We start from the raw sequence: 22,009 nt of genomic DNA on the forward strand, positions 1-22,009 counted from the left end.
GTACATTTCGATCAAGGCAAGATTAGAACGTGTTCTAGGAGTGGTCAATGGTCGGCCGTCGGTCCGCACCCACCGCGCGGGTGGTTCAGGTCCTCGATTTCTTCGTCGAGCAGCGCGGGAAACGCTTCGGGCTCTCCGAGCTCGCCCGCGAACTCGACTTGGCCAAACCGACCTGCCTGGGCATCCTGACCGAACTCACCGCGGGCGGCTACCTGACGCGCGACGCCGATACCCGCACCTACGGGCTCGGACCGGCGCTGATCGCGGCCGGACGGGCGGCGCAGGACAGCTTCGCCATCTCCGCGCTCGCGCGCGTCGAGCTGGAGAAACTCTCCGCGCGGTACCACACGACCTGCACGGCGTCGGCGGTGGTCGGCGAGCAGATCATGGTGCTGGAGAGCACCGGTCCCGGCTTGGTGAAGGTGGGCGCGGCCTACCATTTCGCGCCACCGGTCGGCCTGATGTACGTGCTCTGGGACATCGACGCGGCCTTCGACGCCTGGCTGGCCAAGCCGTCGGCGGTGCCGTTGCGACAGGACGAGGCGCGCCTGCGCCAGGTCGTCGCCGAGTGCCGCGAGCGCGGGTTCCTCGTGGAGAGCATGACCACGGCCGGACGGCGGCTGTACTCGCTGCTGGCCGGGGTCGCCGACCGCGATCTGCCGCCCGAGCTGCGCGAACTGGTCGGCGAGCTGGTGACGAGCCTCGGCGAGCGGGTGTATCTGGGCGCGGATCTGCGCCCCCGCAAGGAGCACGCGGTGAGCCTGCTGGCGGCCCCGACCTACGACGGCGACGGCAGGCAGAACATGGTGCTCACGATGTACGTCGGCCGGTCGGTCACCGGGGCCGAGATCGCCAGGCGAGGCGCCGCGCTGGTGGCCGCCGCCGACGCGGTGACGGCGAACTCCGGCGGGCACAAGCCGGGCACAAGCCATTGACCAAAGACCGAAACGTGTTCTAGTTTTGCGGTGTGAGCCAGTACGCGAAGTCGACGGCGAGCACCTACGAGCTGCCCCATCTGGACGCGCTCGAGGCCGAGTCGGCGCACATATTCCGTGAAGTGGCAGCGACATTCGAACGCCCGGTGTTGCTGTTCTCCGGCGGCAAGGACTCGGTGGTGATGCTGCATCTGGCGGCCAAGGCCTTCTGGCCCGCGCCGCTGCCGTTCCCGGTGCTGCACATCGACACCGGGCACAACTTCGACGAGGTGATCGCCTACCGTGACGCGACGGTGGCCCGCTTGGGGCTGCGTCTGGTCGTAGGACGAGTGCAGGACGACATCGACGCGGGACGGGTGGTCGAGGAGACCGGGCCGCGCGCCTCTCGCAACCGGCTACAGACCACGACGCTGCTGCGCTCGATCCAGGAAGGATCGTTCGACGCGGTCTTCGGCGGCGCGCGCCGCGACGAGGAGAAGGCCCGCGCCAAGGAGCGGGTGTTCAGCTTCCGCGACGAGTACGGCCAGTGGGATCCGCGCAGGCAGCGCCCCGAACTGTGGAACCTCTACAACGGCAGGCACCGCGCGGGCGAGCACATCCGGGTGTTCCCGCTGTCGAACTGGACCGAACTCGACATCTGGAGCTACATCGCCGCCGAGGATATCGAGCTGCCCCCGCTGTACTACGCCCACCGCAGGCCGGTGGTGCAGCGCGACGGAATGCTGCTGGCGCACACCCGTTTCCTCGAACTGCTCGACGGCGAGCAGCCCTACGAGGCCACCGTGCGCTTCCGCACCGTCGGCGACGCGACCTGCACCGGCTGCGTCGAATCCACCGCGGCCACCCCCGCGGAGGTGGTCGCCGAGGTCGCCGCGGCACGGGTCACCGAGCGCGGCGCCACCCGCGCCGACGACCGCATCTCCGAGGCAGGCATGGAAGACCGCAAACGCGAAGGCTACTTCTGATGACGACCACACTGTTGCGCCTCGCCACCGCGGGCAGCGTCGACGACGGCAAATCGACCCTGATCGGCCGGCTGCTGTTCGACTCCAAGACCCTCTTCACCGACCAGCTCGCCGCGGTGGAGCGCACCAGCCGCGACCGCGGCGACGACTATCCGAACCTCGCCCTGCTCACCGACGGCCTGCGCGCCGAACGCGAACAGGGCATCACCATCGACGTGGCACACCGCTACTTCGCCACGCCCAGAAGAAAATTCATCATCGCCGACACCCCCGGCCACGTCCAGTACACCCGCAACATGGTGACCGGCGCCTCCACCGCCGACCTGGCGCTGATCCTGGTGGACGCCCGCAAAGGCGTGGTGGAGCAGACCCGTCGGCACGCGTTCCTGGCCGGCCTGCTCGGCATCCCGCACCTGGTGCTGTGCGTGAACAAGATGGACCTGGTGGACTGGTCGCAGGAGCGATTCGAGGAGATCCGCGAGGAGTTCGCGCGGTGGGCCTCCAAACTCGACGTCTCCGATCTGACCTTCGTGCCGGTGTCGGCGCTGCACGGCGACAACATCGTGCATCGCGGCGCGAGCATGCCGTGGTATGAGGGCACTCCCCTGCTGCACCATCTCGAAGAGGTGCACATCGCCTCCGACCGCAACCTGATCGACGCGCGCTTCCCGGTGCAGTACGTCACCCGCAGGCACGCGCAGGACTTCCGTGGCTACGCGGGCACCGTGTCGGGCGGCGTCTTCAAGCCGGGCGACGAAGTGGCCGTGCTGCCTTCGGGTTTCACCACCACCGTGGAGGCGATCTGGGGACCGGGCGGCGCACCGGTCGCGGAAGCCTTCCCGCCGCAGGCGGTCACCATCCAGCTCGCCGACGAGCTGGACATCTCCCGCGGCGATCTGATCTGCCGCCCGAACAACCGCCCGAACACCGACCGCGATATCGACGCGATGGTGTGCTGGTTCGCCGAGGACGCCCAGCTCACCCCGGGCGCGACCTACACCATCCGGCACACCACCCGTGCCGTCACAGCCGAGGTCCGCTCCCTGGACTACCGGCTGGACGTCAACACGCTGCATCGCGACGAGCGCGCGGAGTCGTTGACGCTCAACGAGATCGGCCGTGTCCAGTTGCGCACTCGCCAGCCTCTGCTGTTCGACCCGTACCGGCGCAACCGCGCCACCGGCAGCTTCATCCTCGTCGACGACACCACCAACAACACCGTCGCCGCGGGCATGATCACCGGCCCGAGCCTGCCCTCCTCCCGCGTGGTCTGGCATTCCACCGCCGTCGAGCGCGACGAGCGCGCCACCCGTGGCCTGACGGTCTGGTTGACCGGCCTGTCCGGCTCCGGGAAATCGACCGTCGCGGTGGAACTGGAGCGCCGATTGGTCGCCGCGGGGCGTCCGGCGTTCCTCCTCGACGGCGACAACCTGCGGCACGGGCTGAATTCGGATCTCGGGTTCAGCGCGGCGGACCGGGAAGAGAACGTCCGGCGCGTCGGCGAAGTGGCGAAACTGTTCGCCGAAGCCGGTGTGGTCGCGGTGGTGTCCCTGATCAGCCCCTACCGCGCCGACCGCGACCGGGTGCGCGCCGCGCACGAGGCAGCGGGAATCCCGTTCCTGGAGGTGTTCGTCGACACCCCGCTGGCGGTCTGCGAAGCCCGCGACCCCAAGGGAATGTACGCCAAGGCCCGCGCGGGCGAGATCCGCGGCTTCACCGGCATCGATGACCCGTACGAAGCACCCACCGAAGCCGATATCGTTCTCCGCCCCGACCATGGGGACCCGGCATCGATGGCCGCCACGATCATCGCGAGGTTGACGCGATTGGACTGACAACGTGTGTGGGCAACCGCCGGATTTCTCCGCGCGATCGGTCGGATCCCGCGAACTCACCTTGGGGGTGCCGAGCCGTTGATCGAGCCCCACGGCCGCGACCGGCTGCCACGGGTCAGAGCCGCAGATCGGCCGCTGACACTTTGGGAGGCTGCCGCACCGATCCCGGCCGATAGGTCGCTTGCGCTATCGGGCGACGCGTCCGGGTGTAGGACTCCAGCGCCATGGCAATGGAGTTCGCACCACGCAAGGTCTTCGCCAAGACGATGGCGTCCTCGATCGCCGAGGTCGCTCCTCGCCCCGCCGCCGGCGAAACGACGTGTGCCGCATCACCTATCAGCACGGTGTCAGCGCTGTGCCAGAGGCCATCGGGGTCGAGTTCGTACAGGGCGATCGGCGCACTCACCTCCGAGTGCTCCAGTACCTGCGCCACTTGCGTCGCCCGCAGCATTTCGAGAAACACGTCGGCGTCGATAGCCGCGGCCGGAGACTCCGCTTTTCGCCTGCTGAACCAGAAGGAACCATCGCGCTCGTCCCCCACGTACCCCGCGACCCCCTCCGAGTGCGCCCAGAAGTGCAGGACGTTCGTCGGTAGCCCTCGCACCGGAACCGGGCAATGTCCGTACCGGATCACTTGCCCGGTGTATGCGGGCTCCTGGGAACTGCCGAGCATGCGCCGGGTTTCCGAACGAGCGCCATCGGCGCCGACGAGCAGGTCACCTGTGCGCTTGCCGGGATCGGCCCGAGTTCCGTAGGCGCAGGGAATATTCGCCCCGTCCAAGCCTTCACGCAGTACGGCCAACAGATCCCTGCGCCACACATGGATACTCGACCAGCGATGACCGGGCTCGGTCCGAGCGAAGGACTTCGTGCGCCCCGTCAGCGTGTCGGCCGAACTGACACCGACAACCGGAAACCCGGCCGCCCTGACCTTCTCACCCAGACCGATCTGATCGAGCGCGGTCGATGCCGCAGGACCGAGCGTCACCCAACCGCCGACATCGGCCGCGCGCTCCGACCTCTCGTAGACCGTGACGGCGGCACCGACTTTCGCCAGCGCCAGCGCCGCGCACGCCCCTCCGATACCGCAACCGATGACCTCCGCTCGAAACACCAGGGCACCCCTTCGCTGTAGGCCGGGCCGATCGATGACACGCCCGGATCATGCTCTCCCCCGGACCGGCCACCATGTGCACGTGCGGTTTTACAGTCCGCATCGAACGTATCAGCCTGTTGCGCAATGCCTATCGGTCCTGTCGGTCGTCAAGGCCGATTCGATCGGCGCGGGTACTTGCTCGGTCGCATGCGCCCGGTGGTCCGCAGGGTCTCGACAGCGGCGCTTTTCCACGAGCACTCGTCCGCGTCGCACTCCCGATGCACCTGCATGAGCGCGTGGGCATCGCCGGTGCTGAGCTCTGGGCCGTCCACCGGATCTACCGCAGGCCAGCCCAGCGGCGGCCAGCCCAGAAGGCACAACTGCTCATGGCCCACACGTTCGGCGATGTGATAGACACTCGGCCCGCGCAAGGGCCTTCGCCACCATCTGCCGGCCGCGAAGAAGACCCCGAGCAGCACCATCACCATCGCCGACGCCACGACAAAAGCCGTGCCGTACTCGTGCCAGCCGGTCATCAATACCGCACCGCGCCGTCAGGTGAACCGAACGGCGTCCACCGATGGCCACGCTCCCATATCGCCTCGGGCGCAACGACGATCAGAGTCACTTCCTCGGTGAGACCGCGTCTGCTGGTCCAGACGTGCTCCCGGGTCGGTGCGATGACAACCGAAGCGCCGACCCTGCGGATGGCCTGCATCAGCAGGAGCGTCGGCATCAGTGCGTCGCGATCGACCACCAGCACTTCCGGGTCGGGGTAACCCCTCCGCTCGGCTAGAGCCCGGATCGCGCGCTCCTCACCTGCGTAATCACTGCCGGACCGATCCAGCCGGATGTAGCCGAGCGCGATTTCTGCCATGTCCACCCCTTGTTCGGTTGATGTGGTGTGGCACCCGGCGCCGGGGACTCTCGCATCTCCAGCGGTGTAAGCAACGCCGGAGATGTGGCGCGATCCGGAAGGGCTTCACCCGCCGCCGGGGCCGGAACATGACTTTGAAGGACGAACAACACAGCGAACCGGCAAAAGATTTGTCACCCTGGGCATGAGGAAACGTGTCGAATGGAACCCGTGATGACGATGACCCAGGAATCCGGTGTCGGCGAGAAAGTCCGCACAGCCAGGAAGCTTGCGGGCTGGAGCCAGGAAAGACTCGCGCGGGAAGCCAACTTCTCGGCGAGTCTGGTCCGCAAAGTCGAGCGTGGCCGTGCGCCGGCATCACCGGCATTCGTCGCGGCATGCGCCCGCGCCCTGCGAGTGAACGTGGTCGATCTGCTCGAGCAGCCCTATCCCCGGCAGACCCGCGACGAACAGCGAGTGCACGCCGGTGTACCCGAGATTCGCCGGGAACTGGCCGCGTACAAGATCGAGCCCGACGGGTCCATGGACCCTCGTCCCGAACGCGACCTCGCCGCCGACGTCGCGAAAGCTTCCGCATTGCGGCACTCGGTCAACCTCGGTGACCTCGGCACGCTCCTTCCCGGCTTGCTCGCCGACCTGCGCATCGCGTGGAATGCCGCGACGGGAGCCAAGCGTGAGCGCGTCTTCGGACTTCTCGCCGAAGCGTTCGCCGCAACCGGGCAAGTCGTGTATAAGCTGGGCTATATCGACCTTTCTTCTTTGTGTGTCGAGCGGTACGAGTGGGCAGCCGCACAGTCCGGCGACCCGCTGGCCGTCCTGGCGGGCGATTACCAGCGCGCGGGGGAACTGATCTGCGCGGCCGACTGGTCCACGGCCCTTCGGTTTCTCGAATCAAGTCGTGCCGCCATCGAATCCGATATCAGCGGTGACGATCCGGCCGTCCTCAGCATATGGGGCAGCCTGCACCTGAAATCGGGCCTCGCCGCCGCCCGAGCAGGTCGCCGCGACCTCGCCGATGAACATCTCGCCGAAGCGCGGGACACCGCCCAACGCGTCGGTGTCGACCGTGACGATTACCGGCTGTGCTTCGGCGTCACCAATGTCGACATCTGGTCGGTCGGCCTGGCTGTCGAGATGATGGACGGCACCGAGGCCGTAAAGCGCGCCGAGCGCGTGCATCTCCCGGCGACCACGCCACGGGAGCGTGCGGGCCACCACTACATCGACTTGGCCAGAGGCTATCTGCTTCACGGCAATCGCACGAAAGCCCTCGGCTCTCTGCGAAAGGCCAAGGAGATCGCGCCCACCCAAACCCGATACCACCCAATGGTGCACGAGACCATTCGCGTCCTCGCCCGCGACGATGCACGAAGCAACGAAAGCGTGCGCGGGTTCGCCGCGTGGTGTGGCATCGACCGCACCTGATCAGCTCGCCTGCACTCGCATCCCGCTTGGCCTTCAAGGAGGATGGGTCGGCTTTACCCGGCACTGCCGTTCGACCGTCGCGAAGTCACGACAACAGGCGCTGTGACGCACTAAGCGGGCAGAGCGATCACCCGATAGACCGCGACCACCATAGCCGCTCCGAGGATTTCGCCGCGCTCGATCATTCGCACCGCCTCGTCGAGCGAGAACCAGCGCATGCCCTCCGCCTCGTGGACATCCGGCCGATTGTCTGTCAAGTCCGCGCCACGAGCGAGGTATATCTCCTGCGGATGATCCAGCGGGCCAATAGCTGGTTGATACGTGACCAGATGCTCCATTCTTCTCGGCCGCCAACCGGTCTCCTCCTCGACCTCTCGTGCGGCCGCGATCACGACATCTTCCGCTCTATCGACATAACCGCCGGGAAGCTCCCACACCCAGCGGTCGATGACGAATCGATGTCGGTACTTCAACAGCGCTTCACTTTTCTCGTTGAGTACCAATGTCATTGCGCATCGAGGCATCCGCGCGACGTACTGCGTGAATCTGACGCCGTCAGGTAGCTCCACATCCACAGTCGACAGCCGGATATGGCGATTCTCGCCCACGAGACGCTCACCGTGGATCGTCTACCGAGTGCGGTTCACCTGCTCGACGGTATCGCAGGCTGAAGCGCCAGACTCCGATCGTGGTCGCCAGCTATCTGCGATCGACAAACGGGGGTGAGGCCGAAGATGTCCGCCCCCCTTCATTGCGCGCTCGACCGGATACGACACCGTCTCGGCGACGGCGAGGGGCAGGTGGAGATGAGCGCCCGCCCCTCGGGTCCTGCCGGTTCAACCGAGCGTGCGGAAGAACTCGCGGATATCGCCGACCAGCAGCTCCGGCACCTCCAGTGCCGGGAAATGCCCGCCGGAGTAGAACTCCGACCAGTGGGTGATGTGGTGGGCGCGTTCGGCGTAGCGGCGGATGGCGTAGTCGCCGTCCTTGAATACCGCGACGCCGGTCGGCACGGTGCCCTTCGGCTTCGGGGCGAACATGGTCGCATCGTGGAAGCGTTCGTAGTAGAGGTCGGCGACGCTGCGGGCGGTGTCGGTGAACCAGTAGATGCTCACCGTGGTCAGCAGGCGATCGAGGTCGACGGCCTGTTCGGGCAGGTCGTGGGACTGGTCGGTCCACTCGCGGTACTTCTCCACGATCCAGCCGAGCTGGCCGGTCGGGGAATCGGCGAGCAATTGCGCGATGGTGTTCGGGCGTGAGCCCTTCAGGTTCATGTAGGCCGAGCCGTCGTCCTGGAACTTCTTCATCCCGCCGAGGCGCGCCTTCTCCGCGTCGGTGAGCGCGGCCATGTCGGCGGGATCGCCGGTCGGGAAGGTGACCAGCGCGTTGACGTGCACGCCGACGACATGTTCCGTGTCGATCCGCCCCAGTGCGGGGGCGATGAAAGCGCCGTGGTCACCGCCCTGCACGCCGTAGCGGTGGTAGTCCAGCCGGGCCATGAGTTCGGCGAGGGCCGCCGCGATCCGGCCGTCGTTCCACCCCGCCTCGGTGATCGGGCCGGAGAACCCGTGGCCGGGCAGCGACGGGACGACGAGGTGGAAGGCGGGAGCCTGGGGTGCGCCGTGGGCGGCGGGGTCGGTGAGCGGGCCGATCATGTCGAGGAAGTCGGCCACCGAACTGGGCCAACCGTGCAGGAGCAGCAAGGGGGTGGCGTCCTCCCGGGCCGAACGAATGTGGAGGAAGTGCACGTTCTGACCGGCGATCGTGGTGGTGAACTGCGGGTGGGCGTTCAGCTCGGTCTCGGCGGCGCGCCAGTCGAACTTCTCGGCCCAGTAGCCGGCCAGGTTCTTCAGGTAGGCGGTCGGCACGCCACGTTCCCATCCGGTACCGGGCAGGTCGTCGATCCAGCGGGTGCGGGCCAGGCGCAGGCGCAGGTCGTCCAGGTCGGCCTGGGGGACGTCGATGCGGAAGGGGCGGATCTCGGTGTTCGTCATGCCATTGATGCTTCGGGTAACGAGGGGGTGAGCGAATCACGAGAATCCGTTATTTCGCGCGTTCGGTGTGCGGGCTCATCTCTCACCCCGGGTGCGGCGCGGGCCCTCGCCCGACCTCCGCAGTTGTCGCCGAGGCGCGGTACGGGCATGATCGCGCCGTGGTCAGCCTTCCCGTAAGCGGCGCCTTCGTGGGGCGGGCCGCCGAGCTCGCAGCATTGCAGGACGCCTACCGTGATCCAGCGGTGCACACCGTACTGATCGGCGGCGAAGCGGGCATCGGCAAGTCGCGGCTGGTAGCGGAGTTCACGACGCGGCTCGGCGGACGCACGGCGGTGTTGTCCGGACGGTGTCCGGAGTTCGGCGCGACGGGCGTGCCGTTCACGCCTTTCGTCGCGGTCATGCGCGCGGTCCTGCGTGAATTGGGGGTGGAGGGCCTAGCGGCGCTGCTTCCGGTGCCCGAGCCGGCGGTGGCGCGCTGGCTTCCCGAGCTGGCCGCGCGGTCCGGCACGGCGGGCGCCGAGACCGATCGAACCCGGTTGTTCGGCGAGATCCTGACCGTGCTGGAACAGTTCGCGCTGACCAGGCCCCTGGTGGTGGTGCTGGAGGACCTGCACTGGGCCGACGACGCCAGCTTGGCATTGCTCGCTTTCCTGGTGGCCAACCTGGCCGAGGGCGATCTGGTGCTGGTCGGCACCTACCGGCCCGCCGACTCCGAACCGCTGCGCAAGCTGGTCACGGGCCTGCGCCGCGACCCGCGTGTGCGACTGCTGACTCCGCCGCCGCTGACCAAGCACGAAGTGGGCAGGCAGCTGGCCGCACTGCACGCCAGAGAACCGGAGCCAGGGACGATCGCGAGGGTCTTCGAGCGCAGCAGGGGAATTCCGCTGTTCGTGGAAGCGCTCGGCCCCGCGCCCGAGGACACGCCCGCCGAGCTGTCGGAGCTGTTGCTCGGCTATCTGTCCGACCTGCCCGAGCAGACCGCTTCGGTGCTGAGCCTCGCGGCGGCGGCCGGGTCTTCGGTCCCGCACACGCTGCTGGAGGCCGCCACCGACCTCACACCGGCCGCGCTCACCACTGCCCTGCACCAACTGATCGATCGGCAACTGCTGGTCACCACCGACACCGGCTACGAGTTCCGGCACGTCCTCATCCGTGAAGCGGTCTACGACGATCTTTTACCCGTCGAACGAAAGCGGTTGCACGCCAGAATTTCTCAGGTACTCCTCGAGCACAGGAAACAGGACCCGCACCAGTTCCCCTCCGCCGAGCTGGCCTACCACGCGTATGCCGCCGGAGAGCTGCCGCCCGCCCTCGAGGCCGCGTGGGAATCGGCGTCGGAGGCCGAGAGCATCGGCGCGCATCGTGATCAGGTGCGCCATCTGGACCGGGTGCTCGAACTGTGGGATCACGTGCCGGACGCGGCGAGCAGGGTGGAGGTCGAGCGGCTCGATGTCGTGGAAGCGGTCGTGGCGGCGTGTCATCGCGGCGGTGTCGTCGAGCGCGGGATCGCCGCAGCCGACGCGGCGCTGGCCGCCATCGATGCGGCGACCGAACCGGAGCGCGCCGCCCGGCTGCACCACTATCGCGCCGGACTGCGGAATCAGAGCAGCAGCGGCGGCGAGGACGACCTGCTCGCGGCCCTGGCACTGCTTCCCGCGCACCCGCCGACCCGGCTGCGCGGCGAGGTGCTCGCCGAACTCGCCGCGGCGCGCGTGTTCAGCGGTGCGGCGGCTGCCGCCGAGAACGACGCGCGCTCCGCCGCCGAGGTGGCCGAACAGCTCGACGACCTACCGCTGGCCGCGCGCGCCCACGCCTATCTCGGACTGGCCACCGCGGATCGCTCGGAGGTCGCCACGGCGCATTTCGACCGTGCGCATGCCGCGGCGAAGGCAGCGGGAGATCCGGGAACCCTGCTGACGGTGGTGCTGTGGGAGTCAGCGCTGCTGGTGTCGGCAGGCGCCAACGAGAAGGCCATCGCCGCCATCCAACAGGGTCTGCGAGCCGCGCACGAGACCTACCGGTTCGCCGAAGCCGCGCCGATTCTGCTGGTCAAATGGGCTCAGGCACTCACAGCCCTGGGTCGATGGAACGAGGCGCTCGATCTGGTCGACGAATCGCTCACCGAGCGGTTGCCGCCGTTGAGCACCGCCGCGCTGCTGCTGTGTCACGCCAGGATCATGCTGGCGCGCGGCGACGCGAACGCCACGGCGACGAGCGCGAGAACCGCGCAGCCGTTGCTCGGCGACAGTCGATGGGCCAGGCAATACCAAATTCAGCTGTACACGGTGCAATCCGAGATCGCGCACGCGGCGGGCGACCCGCAGCGCGCCGCTGAGATCGGCGCGGCGACGCTGATCGCGGACGATCTGGCCGCACATCATCACGAGGCGTGGGCGCTGGCCGATACGGTCGCCCGGACGCGCTGCGCTCCCATGGTTCTGCATTCGGTCACGGAAAAGCTGCCCGTGACCAGCGCGGTCGACGCCGCGTACCGGAATTCCTGCCACGCCGTGCGCAGTGGCCGTCCCGCCGACTGGGACGCGGTGGTCGCCTCCTGGCGGGCCCTTCGTCAGCCGTACGAGCTGGCGCGCAGCCTGCTGGACTCCGGGGCAGCCGAACTGGCCGCGGGCGATCGCCCGGCAGCGCGCGACGCACTGCGGTCGGTGCTCGAGCTGGCCGACGAACTGGCGGCGCCTCCCCTCGCCGAGCAAGCCAGACAGTTGGCCGAGCGCGCCGGAATCGTTCTCGCCGAATCCTCCGACCGGTCCTCCCCAGCGCGGCGGCCGAGCACCGCGGGCCTGACGCCCCGGGAACTCGACGTGCTGCGGCTGGTAGCCACGGGCGCGAGCAACCGCCGGATCGCGGCCGAACTGTTCATCAGCGCCAACACCGCCGGTGTGCACGTCTCGCGCATCCTCGCCAAACTCGGCGCGGCCACCCGCACCGAGGCCGCGGCGATGGCGCACGCCCGCGGCCTGCTCAGCCCCTCGACCGACGGGTGAGCGGCGCATGGCGGGGCCGTTCGGCACTGGTGAGTGGCGCGGCGATTCCGACGCCGACTTTCCGTCGGGGCGGGACCCGGTCCCATCCCGGTCCGTAAGATACAGTGAGTCGAACATGTCTCGAAAGGACGGGCTGATGCGGTCGACCTTGCTGTCCCGGCGCGATCTCGATTTCCTGCTCTACGAGTGGCTGGACGTCGAGAACCTCACCAAACGCGAGCGGTACGCCGAGCACTCGCGGGAGACCTTCGACGCCGTGCTGGAACTCAGCGAGCAACTGGCCGCCAAGTACTTCGCACCGCACAACAAGCTCAACGACGCCAACGAACCCACCTTCGACGGCGAACGCGTGACCATCATCCCCGAAGTCGGCCAGGCGCTGGCCGCCTTCGCCAAAGCCGGGCTGCCCTCGGCCGCGATGGACTACGAACTCGGCGGCGCACAGCTGCCCGCGACCGTCGCGCAGGCGAGCTACGCCTGGTTCCAGGCGGCCAATCCGGGCACCGCGGGTTACCCGTTCCTCACTGTGGCCAACGCGAATCTGCTTGTCGCCCACGGTGGTCCGGAGCACGTGGAGAAGTTCGTCAAGCCGATGCTCGCGGGCCGTTTCTTCGGCACCATGTGCCTGTCGGAGCCCCAAGCCGGTTCGTCGCTGGCCGACACCGTCACCCGCGCCGAACCACAGGACGACGGCACGTATCGCCTGTTCGGCACCAAGATGTGGATTTCCGGCGGCGATCACGAACTCGGCGAGAACATCGTGCACCTGGTGCTGGCCAAGATCCCCGGCGGACCGGCGGGCACCAAGGGCATCTCACTGTTCGTGGTGCCGCGATTCCTGGTCGGCGACGACGGCGCGATCGGCGAACGCAACGACGTCGCCCTGGCCGGGCTCAACCACAAGATGGGCTTCCGCGGCACGGTCAACACCGTGCTCAACTTCGGCGAGGGCCGCTGGACGCCCGGCGGCGCGCCCGGTGCGATCGGCTACCTGGTCGGCGAACCGCATCGCGGGCTGACCTACATGTTCCACATGATGAACGAGGCCCGCATCGGCGTCGGCCTGGTCGCCACCGCGCTCGGCTACACCGGATACCTCGAGTCGCTCGACTACGCCCGCACCCGCGCGCAGGGCCGGGCCAAGCTGCCCGCCGACCCGTCCGCGCCGCAGCGTCCGATCATCGAGCACGCCGACGTCAAGCGGATGCTGCTGGCACAGAAGGCCTATGCCGAGGGCGCGCTGGCGCTGGTGCTGTACTGCGCGCGGCTGGTCGACGAGCAGCGCACCGCCGAATCCGACGAGGAGCGCCGCGCGGTCACCCTGCTACTGGACATCCTGACCCCGATCGCCAAGAGCTGGCCCTCGCAGTGGTGCCTGGAGGCCAACAGCCTCGCCATCCAGGTGCTCGGCGGCTACGGCTACACCCGCGAGTACAACGTCGAGCAGCACTACCGGGACAACCGGCTCAACCCCATCCACGAGGGCACGCACGGCATCCAAGGGCTGGATCTGCTCGGGCGCAAGGTGACTCAGCAGGGCGGCGCCAGCCTGCTCGCACTCGGCTCCCGCGTCGACGCGACCATCACCGCCGCGCGGGCGGCGGGCGGCGAGGCGGCGGAGCTTGCCGCACACCTGGATTCGGCGTGGCGGCGGCTGGTCGAGGTGACGGCGGGACTGTTCGCCTCCGGTGACATAGAGGCCGCGCTGGCCAACAGCTCGGTGTACCTGGAGGCATTCGGGCACACCGTCCTGGCCTGGATCTGGCTCGAACAGTTCCTCGCCGCCGCGGACCGGTCCGGCGACTTCTACGATGGCAAGCGGCATGCCGCCCGGTTCTTCTACCGTTTCGAATTGCCCAAGACCGCACCGGCACTGGACCTGCTCGCCAGGTTGGACACGACTACCCTGCAGATGCGGGACGCCTGGTTCTGAACTCAGCCCATTTCGATACACGTCTTAGACGATGTATCATTCCGCGGTGATCGATTCCAGTCAGCGGACCACCCGCCCTCCCGGCCGCCCGGCCTCCGCGACCAGGGAACAGGTCATAGAACTCGCTCGCCGCGCGTTCCTGTCCGGGGAGCGCGTGGACATCCAGGCGATCGCCGGGCAACTCGGGCTCAGCCGCGCCTCGGTGTACCGCTGGTTCGGCTCCCGCGACGGAGTGCTCGGCGCGGTCCTGGCCGGGGAGTTCGAGGCGCTGCTCAGGCATGCGGACGCCCGCCGCCGCTCCAGCGGCGCGCGCCGCATCCTGGACGTGCTGTACCGGGTCAACCGCTGGATGCGTGACAACGAACCGTTCCGGCGCTACTTCGAGAACGAGCCACTGTCCGGGTTGCGCATCCTCACCGCGAGCGACGGACCGGTACAGCCACTGGTCGTCGGCACCGTCCAGGAACTGATCGTCCGCGCCACCGAAGAGGACGGATACCGTCCTCCGCTGGAACCGGCGTTGCTGGCCTACGCGCTGGTCCGGCTCGGCGAGGCGTTCCTGTACAACGACAACGTCGCGGGCATCCGCGGCGACGTCGACCGCCTGCACGAGGTCCAGGCGGCGCTGCTGGGCATCCCCGAGGCGATCACCCCCTGACCGCCGCACGACCACGGTCCCGCAATCACCGGCACGTTGCCGTTCGTGCGGCTCGGCACCGCCCTGACGCCCGCACCCTCGCCGCCGCCTCCTAGCTGTGGTGCGAGGACGACGGCGTCTACGGCGACGGCCACCACCGCTCGGCCCCGGATACGCCCGCACCACCGGCCCCGGCTGCCCGACACCGAAAACGCCGGACTGCGGCTGAAGATCGTTTACACCGCCGAAGCGCTCGCCGCACTGCTCGACCTAGACAGTGCGGCGACTTCGGAGATTCGCCGGTCGATTCCTAGGTACCTACGGTGCGCGACAGTAAACAAGGGCCGCTCAGCCCCCGCGTTCCCCTTTTCGAATCGCCGTGATCGGAATTCGACGCACGGCGCACTACGTGGCGTATTCCCCGAACAGCGGCGCATATCGCCAGGTCGGACCGGGCGGAGCCCGGCGCAATAACATCCCCTGAATTCCGCGGGCGCGAACACCGGCACGGCCCCGCCCGCAACCCCCGTTATCGTCGCTATTCGTGCAGGTCAGCGACGGAAAGGCGGAGAAAGTGGCAGCGGAACCCACGCCGGTGCGGCAGTTGCGCGCCGATCAAGCGCGGCGGGTGGCCGACATCTTGCGCCATCAACTGCACGCGGGCGCGTTCGACGGCGCGCTGCCGAGCGAACAGCAGCTCGCCGCCGAATACGGCGCTTCCCGCAATACCGTCCGCGACGCCCTGACGCTGCTGAAGGACGAGGGCTTGATCGACCGGGCGCCCAAAGTGGGCACCCGGGTGGCCACCCGCAAGTACGACCACGGGCTCGACGCGCTGCTGGGGTTGCAGGAGACCTTCAAAGGCCACGGCACCGTGCGCAACGAGGTGCGCGCGGCGATGCACGTCGCCGCGCCGCCCGCCGTCGCGCGCAGGCTCGGTCTGGCGCCGGGCGAGCGCGTGGTCTACCTCGAGCGGCTGCGCTACCTGGCGGATCTGCCGCTGAGCCTCGACCTCACCTATCTGACGCCCGACATCGGCACCGAGGTGCTCGGCCACGACCTCGAGCACACCGATGTCTTCGTGCTGCTGGAACGCATCAGCGGCCACTCCCTCGGCTCCGCCGACCTCGCTGTGGAGGCCGTTCCCGCCGACCCGCACACCGCCTCCACCCTCGACGTCCCCGGCGGTGCGCCGCTGCTGATGCTGGAGCGACTGACGCGCCTGGACGACGGCCGCCCGGTCGACCTGGAATACATCCGGATGCGCGGCGACCGAATCACCATGCGCGGCAGCCTGACCCGCAGCACCCCCGAATGGAAGGTCCTTTAGATGGCACTCGTGAACCAGCGCGCCGACATCCCCGTCACCATCGACGAATCCCTCTGCATCCAGGGATGCACCCTCTGTGTGGAGATCTGCCCGCTCGACTCGCTGGCCATCAACCCCGACAACGGCAAGGCCTTCATGCACGTGGACGAGTGCTGGTACTGCGGCCCCTGCGCGGCCCGCTGCCCCACCGGAGCCGTGACCGTCAACATGCCCTACCTGCTCCGCTGATCTGGAAGACCGATGAAAGTGAAACTCGTCCCCGTCCTGCTCGCCGCCGCGCTCGCGCTGACCGGGTGCTCGCTCGAGCAGTCCGACGACACCCCGGCCGGCACCGTCAAGGTGGTCGTCGGCTACCAGTCCAAAACAATCAACACCGTCACCGCGGGCACGTTGCTGCGCGCGCAGGGCTACCTCGAGCAGCGGCTACAGAAGATCACCGACAACGGCGGGGCGAAATACCAGGTCGAATGGCAGGATTACGACACCGGCGCGCCGATCACCGCGCAAATGGTGGCCGAGAAGATCGACATCGGTTCGATGGGCGATTACCCCCTGCTGATCAACGGCTCCCGCACCCAGGCCAACGAGCGGGCGCGCACCGCACTGGTGTCGGTCACCGGGTACAACCCCAAAGGCGCGCTGAACATGGTCGTGGTGCCGAACGACTCGGCGGCAACCAGCATCACCGACCTGGCGGGGCAGAAGATCTCGGCCAGCGTCGGCTCGGCCGGACACGGCACTCTGGTGCAGGCGCTGTCGCGGGCCGGAATCGATCCGGCCAAGGGCGTGGAGGTGCTCAACCAGCAGCCGCAGGTCGGCGCGACCGCGCTGGAATCGCGCCAGGTGGGCGCGCTGTCGCAGTTCGTCGCATGGCCCGGCCTGGTCGTCTTCCAGAACAAGGCCAAACTGCTCTACGACGGCGCCGAACTCGGCGTGCCGACCTTCCACGGCGTGGTGGCCCGGCGCTCCTACGCCGCCGATCACCCGGAAGTGCTCCAGGCGTTCCTCGCCGCGCAACTGGACGCCACCCAGTTCCTGCGGGAGAAGCCGTTCGAAGCCGCGAAGATCGTCGCCGACGGCTCCGGTCTGCCTCACGAGGTGGTGTATCTCTACAACGGTCCCGGCGGAACGAGTTTCGACACCACGCTCGAGCCGAGCCTGATCGCGGCGCTCAAAGGCGATGTGGCCTACCTGAAGTCGATCGGAGATTTCGCCGACCTGGACATCGACCGGTTCGTCGACGACGCGCCGCTGCGCAAAGCGTTCGCCGACACCGGACGCGACTACGACCGGGAATCGACCGACACCGCCAACCCGACGCGGGTCACCGGCAGCGATCCCGTCTGCGGCATCGCGGCCGAGAATCCCGCACTGGCAGGTGAACTGTGGCTGGACGGGGAACCGAAACCCCAACCGGCCGCCGACCCGACCTGCCTGCTGCGCGCGATCCAGGCCGCGAAGGCGCAGGGCAAAACGATCCGCGCCGCCTACATCCCGGACACCGAACTCGGCACGCGCTGGTTCGCCGACAAGTCGATCTGGTTGCGCGACGGCGCCCGCTACCTGCCCTTCACCACCGCCGCCGCCGCGCAGCGCTACCGGCAGGCGCATCCGTCCGCCGCACCGGTCACCTACGACCAGGCCGTCACGGAAGTACGCGGATGACCAGCGAACTCGCCGTCCCAGCGGTGCGGGCGGGCGCGGCGGAGGCCGCCGCGACCCGCCCGGACACCGCCCCCGCACCGCGCTCGGCATGGCGCTCCCGGCTGCTGCGGGTCGCCTCGGTCGCCGTCGCGGTGGGTCTGTGGCAACTGCTCACGGTCACCAACGTGCGGGCGGGCCTGCGCTTCGACACCCTGCCCACCGTCACCGAGATCGTCGCCGAATTCGGCACGCAACTGCGCGCCGAGCAGTACTACCTGGATATCGCCCAATCGCTGCTGCGGATCGTCACCGGATTCGGACTGGCCGCGGTGGTCGGCGTGATCGCGGGCATCGGCCTGGGCCGGTCGCGGCTGTTCGCCGACACCATCGGCCCGCTGGCCGAACTGATCCGGCCGATCCCGGCCATCGCCCTTGTCCCGGTAGCGATCCTGCTGTTCCCCAGCGACGAGTCGGGCATCGTGTTCATCACCTTCACCGCGTCGCTGTTCCCGGTGCTGGTCAGCACCCGGCACGCGGTGCGCGCCCTGCCCACGATCTGGGAGGACGCGGTCCGCACGCTCGGCGCGTCACGGCTGGACGTGCTGGCGCGGGTAGTGTTCCCCGGCATCCTGCCCGGTGTCTTCAGTGGACTGTCTGTCGGCGTCGGCGTGGCATGGATCTGCCTCATCTCCGCGGAGATGATCTCCGGACGCCTCGGCGTCGGCTACCGCACCTGGCAGGCCTACACCATCGTGGACTATCCGGCGGTGTTCGTCGGCATGATCACCATCGGCGTCCTCGGTTTCGCGACATCGGGGCTGGTCGAGCTGGCCGGCCGCCGTATCACCCGCTGGCTGCCCAGAGAGGTCGAAGCATGACCACAGTGATCGACGCCCCGGCCTCGACCGGAATGCGCCTGAGCCTCACCGATGTCCGGATCGCCTACGGCGGCGAACCGGTGCTCCACGGACTCGACTTGTCGATCGCGCCGGGGGAAATTCTGGTCGTGGTCGGCAAATCCGGCTGCGGCAAGTCGACCCTGCTACGCGCGGTCGCCGGGCTGCGCACCCCGGAAGGCGGTACCATCCTCGCCGACGGCGCCCCCGTTACCGGCCCCGCCGCCGACCGCGCCTTGGTGTTCCAGGACGACGCGTTGCTGCCGTGGCGCACCGTGCGACAGAACATCGAACTCGCGCTGCGCCTGCGCGGCGCGCCCCGCGCCCAGCGGCGAGCCGCCGCCCTGCACTGGGTGGACGAGGTCGGGCTCACCGGATACGCCGACTATCTGCCCCGCGACCTGTCCGGCGGCATGCGCCAGCGCGTTCAGCTGGCGCGCAGCCTGGCCGCCGCGCCGCGCGCCGTGCTGATGGACGAGCCCTTCGGCGCGCTGGACACTCAGACCAGAGAAACCATGCAGCGCCTGCTGATCCAGACCTGGCGCGCCCACCCCACCACCATCGTCTTCGTCACCCACGATCTCGACGAGGCCCTGCTGCTCGGCGACCGCATCGCCGTGCTCGGCGGCGGCACCCTGCGGGCGGTGGTACCGGTGCCCAGCCCGCGGGAAGCGATCGACCGGGCCGCGACGAAGGCCGAGATCCTGGAGAAGCTGTGAACATTCCGCAACTGTCCGAACGCATCCGGATGGACTGCGACGTGCTCGTGATCGGCGGCGGCACGGCGGGCACCATGGCCGCGCTCACCGCCGCCGAGCAGGGCGCGAACGTGCTGCTGCTGGAGAAGGCGCACGTGCGGCACTCCGGTGCGCTTGCCATGGGCATGGACGGCGTGAACAACGCCGTGATCCCGGGCAAGGCCGAACCGGAGGACTACGTTGCCGAGATCACCAGGGCCAACGACGGAATCGTGAACCAGCGCACCGTGTACCAGACCGCGACGCGCGGCTTCGCCATGGTGCAGCGGCTCGAGCGCTACGGCGTGAAGTTCGAGAAGGACGAGTACGGCGAGTACGCGGTGCGCCGCGTCCACCGCTCCGGCTCCTACGTGCTGCCGATGCCCGAGGGCAAGGACGTCAAGAAGGCGCTGTATCGGGTACTGCGCCAGCGCAAGATGCGCGAGAGGATCCGCATCGAGAACCGGCTCATGCCGGTGCGCGTTCTCACCGACAACGGACGCGCCGTCGGCGCCGCCGCACTGCACACCCGCACCGGCGAATTCGTCGCCGTCGGCGCGAAGGCGGTCATCCTGGCCACCGGACCGTGCGGCAGGCTCGGACTGCCCGCGAGCGGGTACCTGTACGGCACCTACGAGAACCCGACCAACGCCGGGGACGGCTACGCGATGGCCTATCACGCGGGCGCCGAACTCAGCGGCATCGAATGCTTTCAGATCAACCCGCTGATCAAGGACTACAACGGCCCCGCCTGCGCCTACGTCGCCAACCCCTTCGGCGGCTACCAGGTCAACGCCGACGGCGAGCGCTTCGTCGACTCCGACTATTGGTCCGGCCAGATGATGGCCGAGGTCAAGCGCGAGATCGAGTCCGCGCGCGGCCCCATCTATCTCAAGGTGTCGCACCTACCCGACGAGACGCTCAGCACGCTCGAGGGCATCCTGCACACCACCGAGCGGCCGACCCGCGGCACCTTCCACGCCAACCGCGGCCACGACTACCGCACCCACGACATCGAGATGCACATCTCCGAGATCGGCCTGTGCGGTGGACACTCCGCCTCCGGCGTGTGGGTCGACGAGCACGCCCGCACCACGGTGCCCGGCTTGTACGCCGCGGGCGATCTGGCGTGCGTGCCGCACAACTATATGATCGGCGCCTTCGTCTTCGGCGATCTCGCCGGTGCGCATGCCGCGTCCACCCTGGAGGACCTCGCCGCGCCCGCCGAGCTGCCCGAAGACCAGCTGGCCGCGGCGCACGAGCTGATCTACCGGCCGCTGCGCCACCCGGACGGGCCGCCGCAGCCGCAGGTCGAATACAAGCTGCGCCGATTCGTGAACGACTATGTGGCGCCGCCCAAGACAGCCACCAAGCTGGCCATCGCGGTGGAGACCTTCGACCGGATGCGCGAAGAGGTCGAGGGCATCGGCGCGCGCACCCCGCACGAGCTGATGCGCGCGGTGGAGGTGTCGTTCATCCGCGACTGCGCCGAAATGGCCGCCCGCAGCTCACTGACCAGAACCGAATCCCGCTGGGGCCTCTACCACGAGCGCGCCGACCTACCCGAACGCGACGATGTCGAATGGCGATACCACCTGAACCTGCGCAAGAACCCCGACGGAACCATGGCGTTCCTGAAGCGGCCGGTGGCGCCGTATCTGGTTCCGGTTCCCGGGCTCGACGACCTGCCCTCGGCCGATGCCGACGCCGTCCCGGTGCACCAACCGCACCTGATCGCAGGCCGTGCGCCGCACACCGCCGCCGTTGAGCAGGATCGCGCCGGATCCGGCACTTCGGCGCAGCCCGCCACTCCCCCGTCGCCGAGAATCGTCGCGCTGCTCGCGCTCGACGAACCCACCGTGGCGCATCTGTCGTCCTATCTGACGGATCCGGACGCGGGCGTTCGGGCCGCGGCGATCTCGGTGCTGACCGAGCACACACCGGAGGGCTTCGCGACCGCCTTGGCCGACGCCCTGGATGACGAGGCGGCCTCGGTGCGGCGTGTCGCCGCGGCAGGCCTGCGTGAACTCGTGGAGGTCCTGCCCTCGGCGGCCGGGCTCGCCGACCGGCTCGATTCGAGTGATCCCGTCGTGCGGGCCACCGTGATCGACCTGTTGCGCACGCTGCGGGCGGGCGATGCCGCGCGGTATCGCGCGGCCCTGGCCGACGTGGATCATCGCGTCCGCATCGAGGCGGTCCGCGCGCTGGTCTCGCTGAACGATCGCACCGGAGTGGCCACGCTCGCCGCGGACGACAACCGGGAAGTGCGGATCGCGGTCGCCCACGGCCTTGCCGCCATCGGCGACGGCGGAACAGAGGTGATCCGCCGTCTCGCCGCCGACCCGGATCCGCTGGTGCGCGCCGCGGCTCTGACCGCGTTCGCACAGCTGGGCGCCGAGCCAATCGACGTCACGGCGCTGGAGACCGCGGTTGGCCACTCGGCCTGGCAGATCCGGGTGGGCGCGGCGCGCGGGCTCGCCGGCGCCGACCCGGATCTCGCGGTGGCTGTCCTGGCCGCGGCCCTGCACGATCCGCATCTCGACGTCCGCAAGGCGGCGGTGCTGTCGCTGTCGGCGTGGCCGGACCTACCGGCAGCGCACGACGCGCTGCGCACCGCGATGGATGACACCGACGCCGATGTGCGCGCGTATGCCCGGCGGGCGCTGGCGACCCAGCCCACGGCCTAGCGCGACGTGGTTGCCG

General features: G+C 68.8%; 18 protein-coding genes. 13 read left to right on the forward strand and 5 right to left on the reverse strand.

Annotated features, from left to right (window positions below):
- The first annotated feature begins 47 nt into the window (after positions 1 to 47).
- From K8O92_28790 to cysC, 3 genes are read left to right on the forward strand one after another with little or no spacing between them, the layout of a single operon-like run.
- Positions 48 to 935, forward strand: coding sequence for a helix-turn-helix domain-containing protein (locus tag K8O92_28790; GenBank protein UAK31707.1), 888 nt, complete (start codon positions 48 to 50; stop codon positions 933 to 935).
- Positions 936 to 967: 32 nt separating this feature from the next.
- Positions 968 to 1,900 carry a sulfate adenylyltransferase subunit CysD gene (gene cysD / locus K8O92_28795; protein UAK31708.1) on the forward strand — a complete coding sequence of 311 codons (933 nt, stop codon included), beginning with the start codon at positions 968 to 970 and terminating at the stop codon, positions 1,898 to 1,900.
- Entirely contained in the window at positions 1,900 to 3,735 is a 1,836-nt protein-coding gene (cysC, locus tag K8O92_28800) for an adenylyl-sulfate kinase (protein UAK31709.1), read from the forward strand. The genes cysD and cysC overlap by 1 nt, the downstream gene beginning before the upstream one ends.
- A 115-nt stretch (positions 3,736 to 3,850) precedes the next feature.
- On the opposite strand, the gene K8O92_28805 is transcribed toward cysC, so the two are convergent.
- The 3 genes from K8O92_28805 to K8O92_28815 form a co-directional block, all read right to left on the reverse strand.
- Positions 3,851 to 4,849 carry an FAD-dependent monooxygenase gene (locus K8O92_28805; GenBank protein ID UAK31710.1) on the reverse strand — a complete coding sequence of 333 codons (999 nt, stop codon included), beginning with the start codon at positions 4,847 to 4,849 and terminating at the stop codon, positions 3,851 to 3,853.
- A 149-nt stretch (positions 4,850 to 4,998) separates the two neighbouring features.
- The gene (locus K8O92_28810) at positions 4,999 to 5,367 is read right to left on the reverse strand and encodes a hypothetical protein (GenBank protein UAK31711.1); all 369 of its coding nucleotides are present in this window, start codon (positions 5,365 to 5,367) and stop codon (positions 4,999 to 5,001) included.
- Positions 5,367 to 5,708: a hypothetical protein gene (locus K8O92_28815; GenBank protein UAK31712.1), complete on the reverse strand. Its 342-nt coding sequence runs from the start codon at positions 5,706 to 5,708 to the stop codon at positions 5,367 to 5,369. Before K8O92_28815 ends, K8O92_28810 begins: the two co-directional genes overlap by 1 nt.
- A gap of 213 nt (positions 5,709 to 5,921) precedes the next feature.
- Here K8O92_28815 and K8O92_28820 point away from each other — a divergent pair, with 213 nt between their 5' ends.
- Positions 5,922 to 7,133: a helix-turn-helix domain-containing protein gene (locus K8O92_28820; protein ID UAK31713.1), complete on the forward strand. Its 1,212-nt coding sequence runs from the start codon at positions 5,922 to 5,924 to the stop codon at positions 7,131 to 7,133.
- Between the two features lie 110 nt (positions 7,134 to 7,243).
- On the opposite strand, the gene K8O92_28825 is transcribed toward K8O92_28820, so the two are convergent.
- Positions 7,244 to 7,741: an NUDIX hydrolase gene (locus tag K8O92_28825; protein ID UAK31714.1), complete on the reverse strand. Its 498-nt coding sequence runs from the start codon at positions 7,739 to 7,741 to the stop codon at positions 7,244 to 7,246.
- A gap of 228 nt (positions 7,742 to 7,969) precedes the next feature.
- On the reverse strand, positions 7,970 to 9,127 hold the full coding sequence (locus K8O92_28830) for an epoxide hydrolase (protein ID UAK31715.1): 1,158 nt from the start codon (positions 9,125 to 9,127) through the stop codon (positions 7,970 to 7,972).
- Positions 9,128 to 9,285: 158 nt separating this feature from the next.
- Here K8O92_28830 and K8O92_28835 point away from each other — a divergent pair, with 158 nt between their 5' ends.
- The 9 genes from K8O92_28835 (at position 9,286) to K8O92_28875 (ending at position 21,993) form a co-directional block, all read left to right on the forward strand.
- Entirely contained in the window at positions 9,286 to 12,129 is a 2,844-nt protein-coding gene (locus K8O92_28835) for an AAA family ATPase (protein UAK31716.1), read from the forward strand.
- Between the two features lie 136 nt (positions 12,130 to 12,265).
- Complete coding sequence (locus K8O92_28840; protein UAK31717.1) at positions 12,266 to 14,062, forward strand: acyl-CoA dehydrogenase; 1,797 nt, start codon at positions 12,266 to 12,268, stop codon at positions 14,060 to 14,062.
- Positions 14,063 to 14,093: 31 nt separating this feature from the next.
- Positions 14,094 to 14,720 carry a TetR/AcrR family transcriptional regulator gene (locus K8O92_28845; GenBank protein UAK31718.1) on the forward strand — a complete coding sequence of 209 codons (627 nt, stop codon included), beginning with the start codon at positions 14,094 to 14,096 and terminating at the stop codon, positions 14,718 to 14,720.
- Between the two features lie 523 nt (positions 14,721 to 15,243).
- Entirely contained in the window at positions 15,244 to 16,029 is a 786-nt protein-coding gene (locus K8O92_28850; protein UAK31719.1) for a GntR family transcriptional regulator, read from the forward strand.
- Entirely contained in the window at positions 16,030 to 16,257 is a 228-nt protein-coding gene (locus tag K8O92_28855; protein ID UAK31720.1) for a ferredoxin family protein, read from the forward strand. It begins immediately after the preceding gene.
- 12 nt (positions 16,258 to 16,269) lie between these two features.
- On the forward strand, positions 16,270 to 17,694 hold the full coding sequence (locus tag K8O92_28860) for an ABC transporter substrate-binding protein (protein UAK31721.1): 1,425 nt from the start codon (positions 16,270 to 16,272) through the stop codon (positions 17,692 to 17,694).
- On the forward strand, positions 17,691 to 18,551 hold the full coding sequence (locus K8O92_28865) for an ABC transporter permease (protein UAK31722.1): 861 nt from the start codon (positions 17,691 to 17,693) through the stop codon (positions 18,549 to 18,551). Before K8O92_28860 ends, K8O92_28865 begins: the two co-directional genes overlap by 4 nt.
- Positions 18,548 to 19,288 carry an ABC transporter ATP-binding protein gene (locus K8O92_28870; GenBank protein ID UAK31723.1) on the forward strand — a complete coding sequence of 247 codons (741 nt, stop codon included), beginning with the start codon at positions 18,548 to 18,550 and terminating at the stop codon, positions 19,286 to 19,288. The genes K8O92_28865 and K8O92_28870 overlap by 4 nt, the downstream gene beginning before the upstream one ends.
- Positions 19,285 to 21,993 carry a fumarate reductase/succinate dehydrogenase flavoprotein subunit gene (locus K8O92_28875; GenBank protein UAK31724.1) on the forward strand — a complete coding sequence of 903 codons (2,709 nt, stop codon included), beginning with the start codon at positions 19,285 to 19,287 and terminating at the stop codon, positions 21,991 to 21,993. Before K8O92_28870 ends, K8O92_28875 begins: the two co-directional genes overlap by 4 nt.
- The last annotated feature ends 16 nt before the right edge of the window (positions 21,994 to 22,009 follow it).

Origin of the sequence: Nocardia asteroides, assembly GCA_019930625.1 — a bacterium.
GTDB classification, from domain to species: domain Bacteria; phylum Actinomycetota; class Actinomycetes; order Mycobacteriales; family Mycobacteriaceae; genus Nocardia; species Nocardia sputi.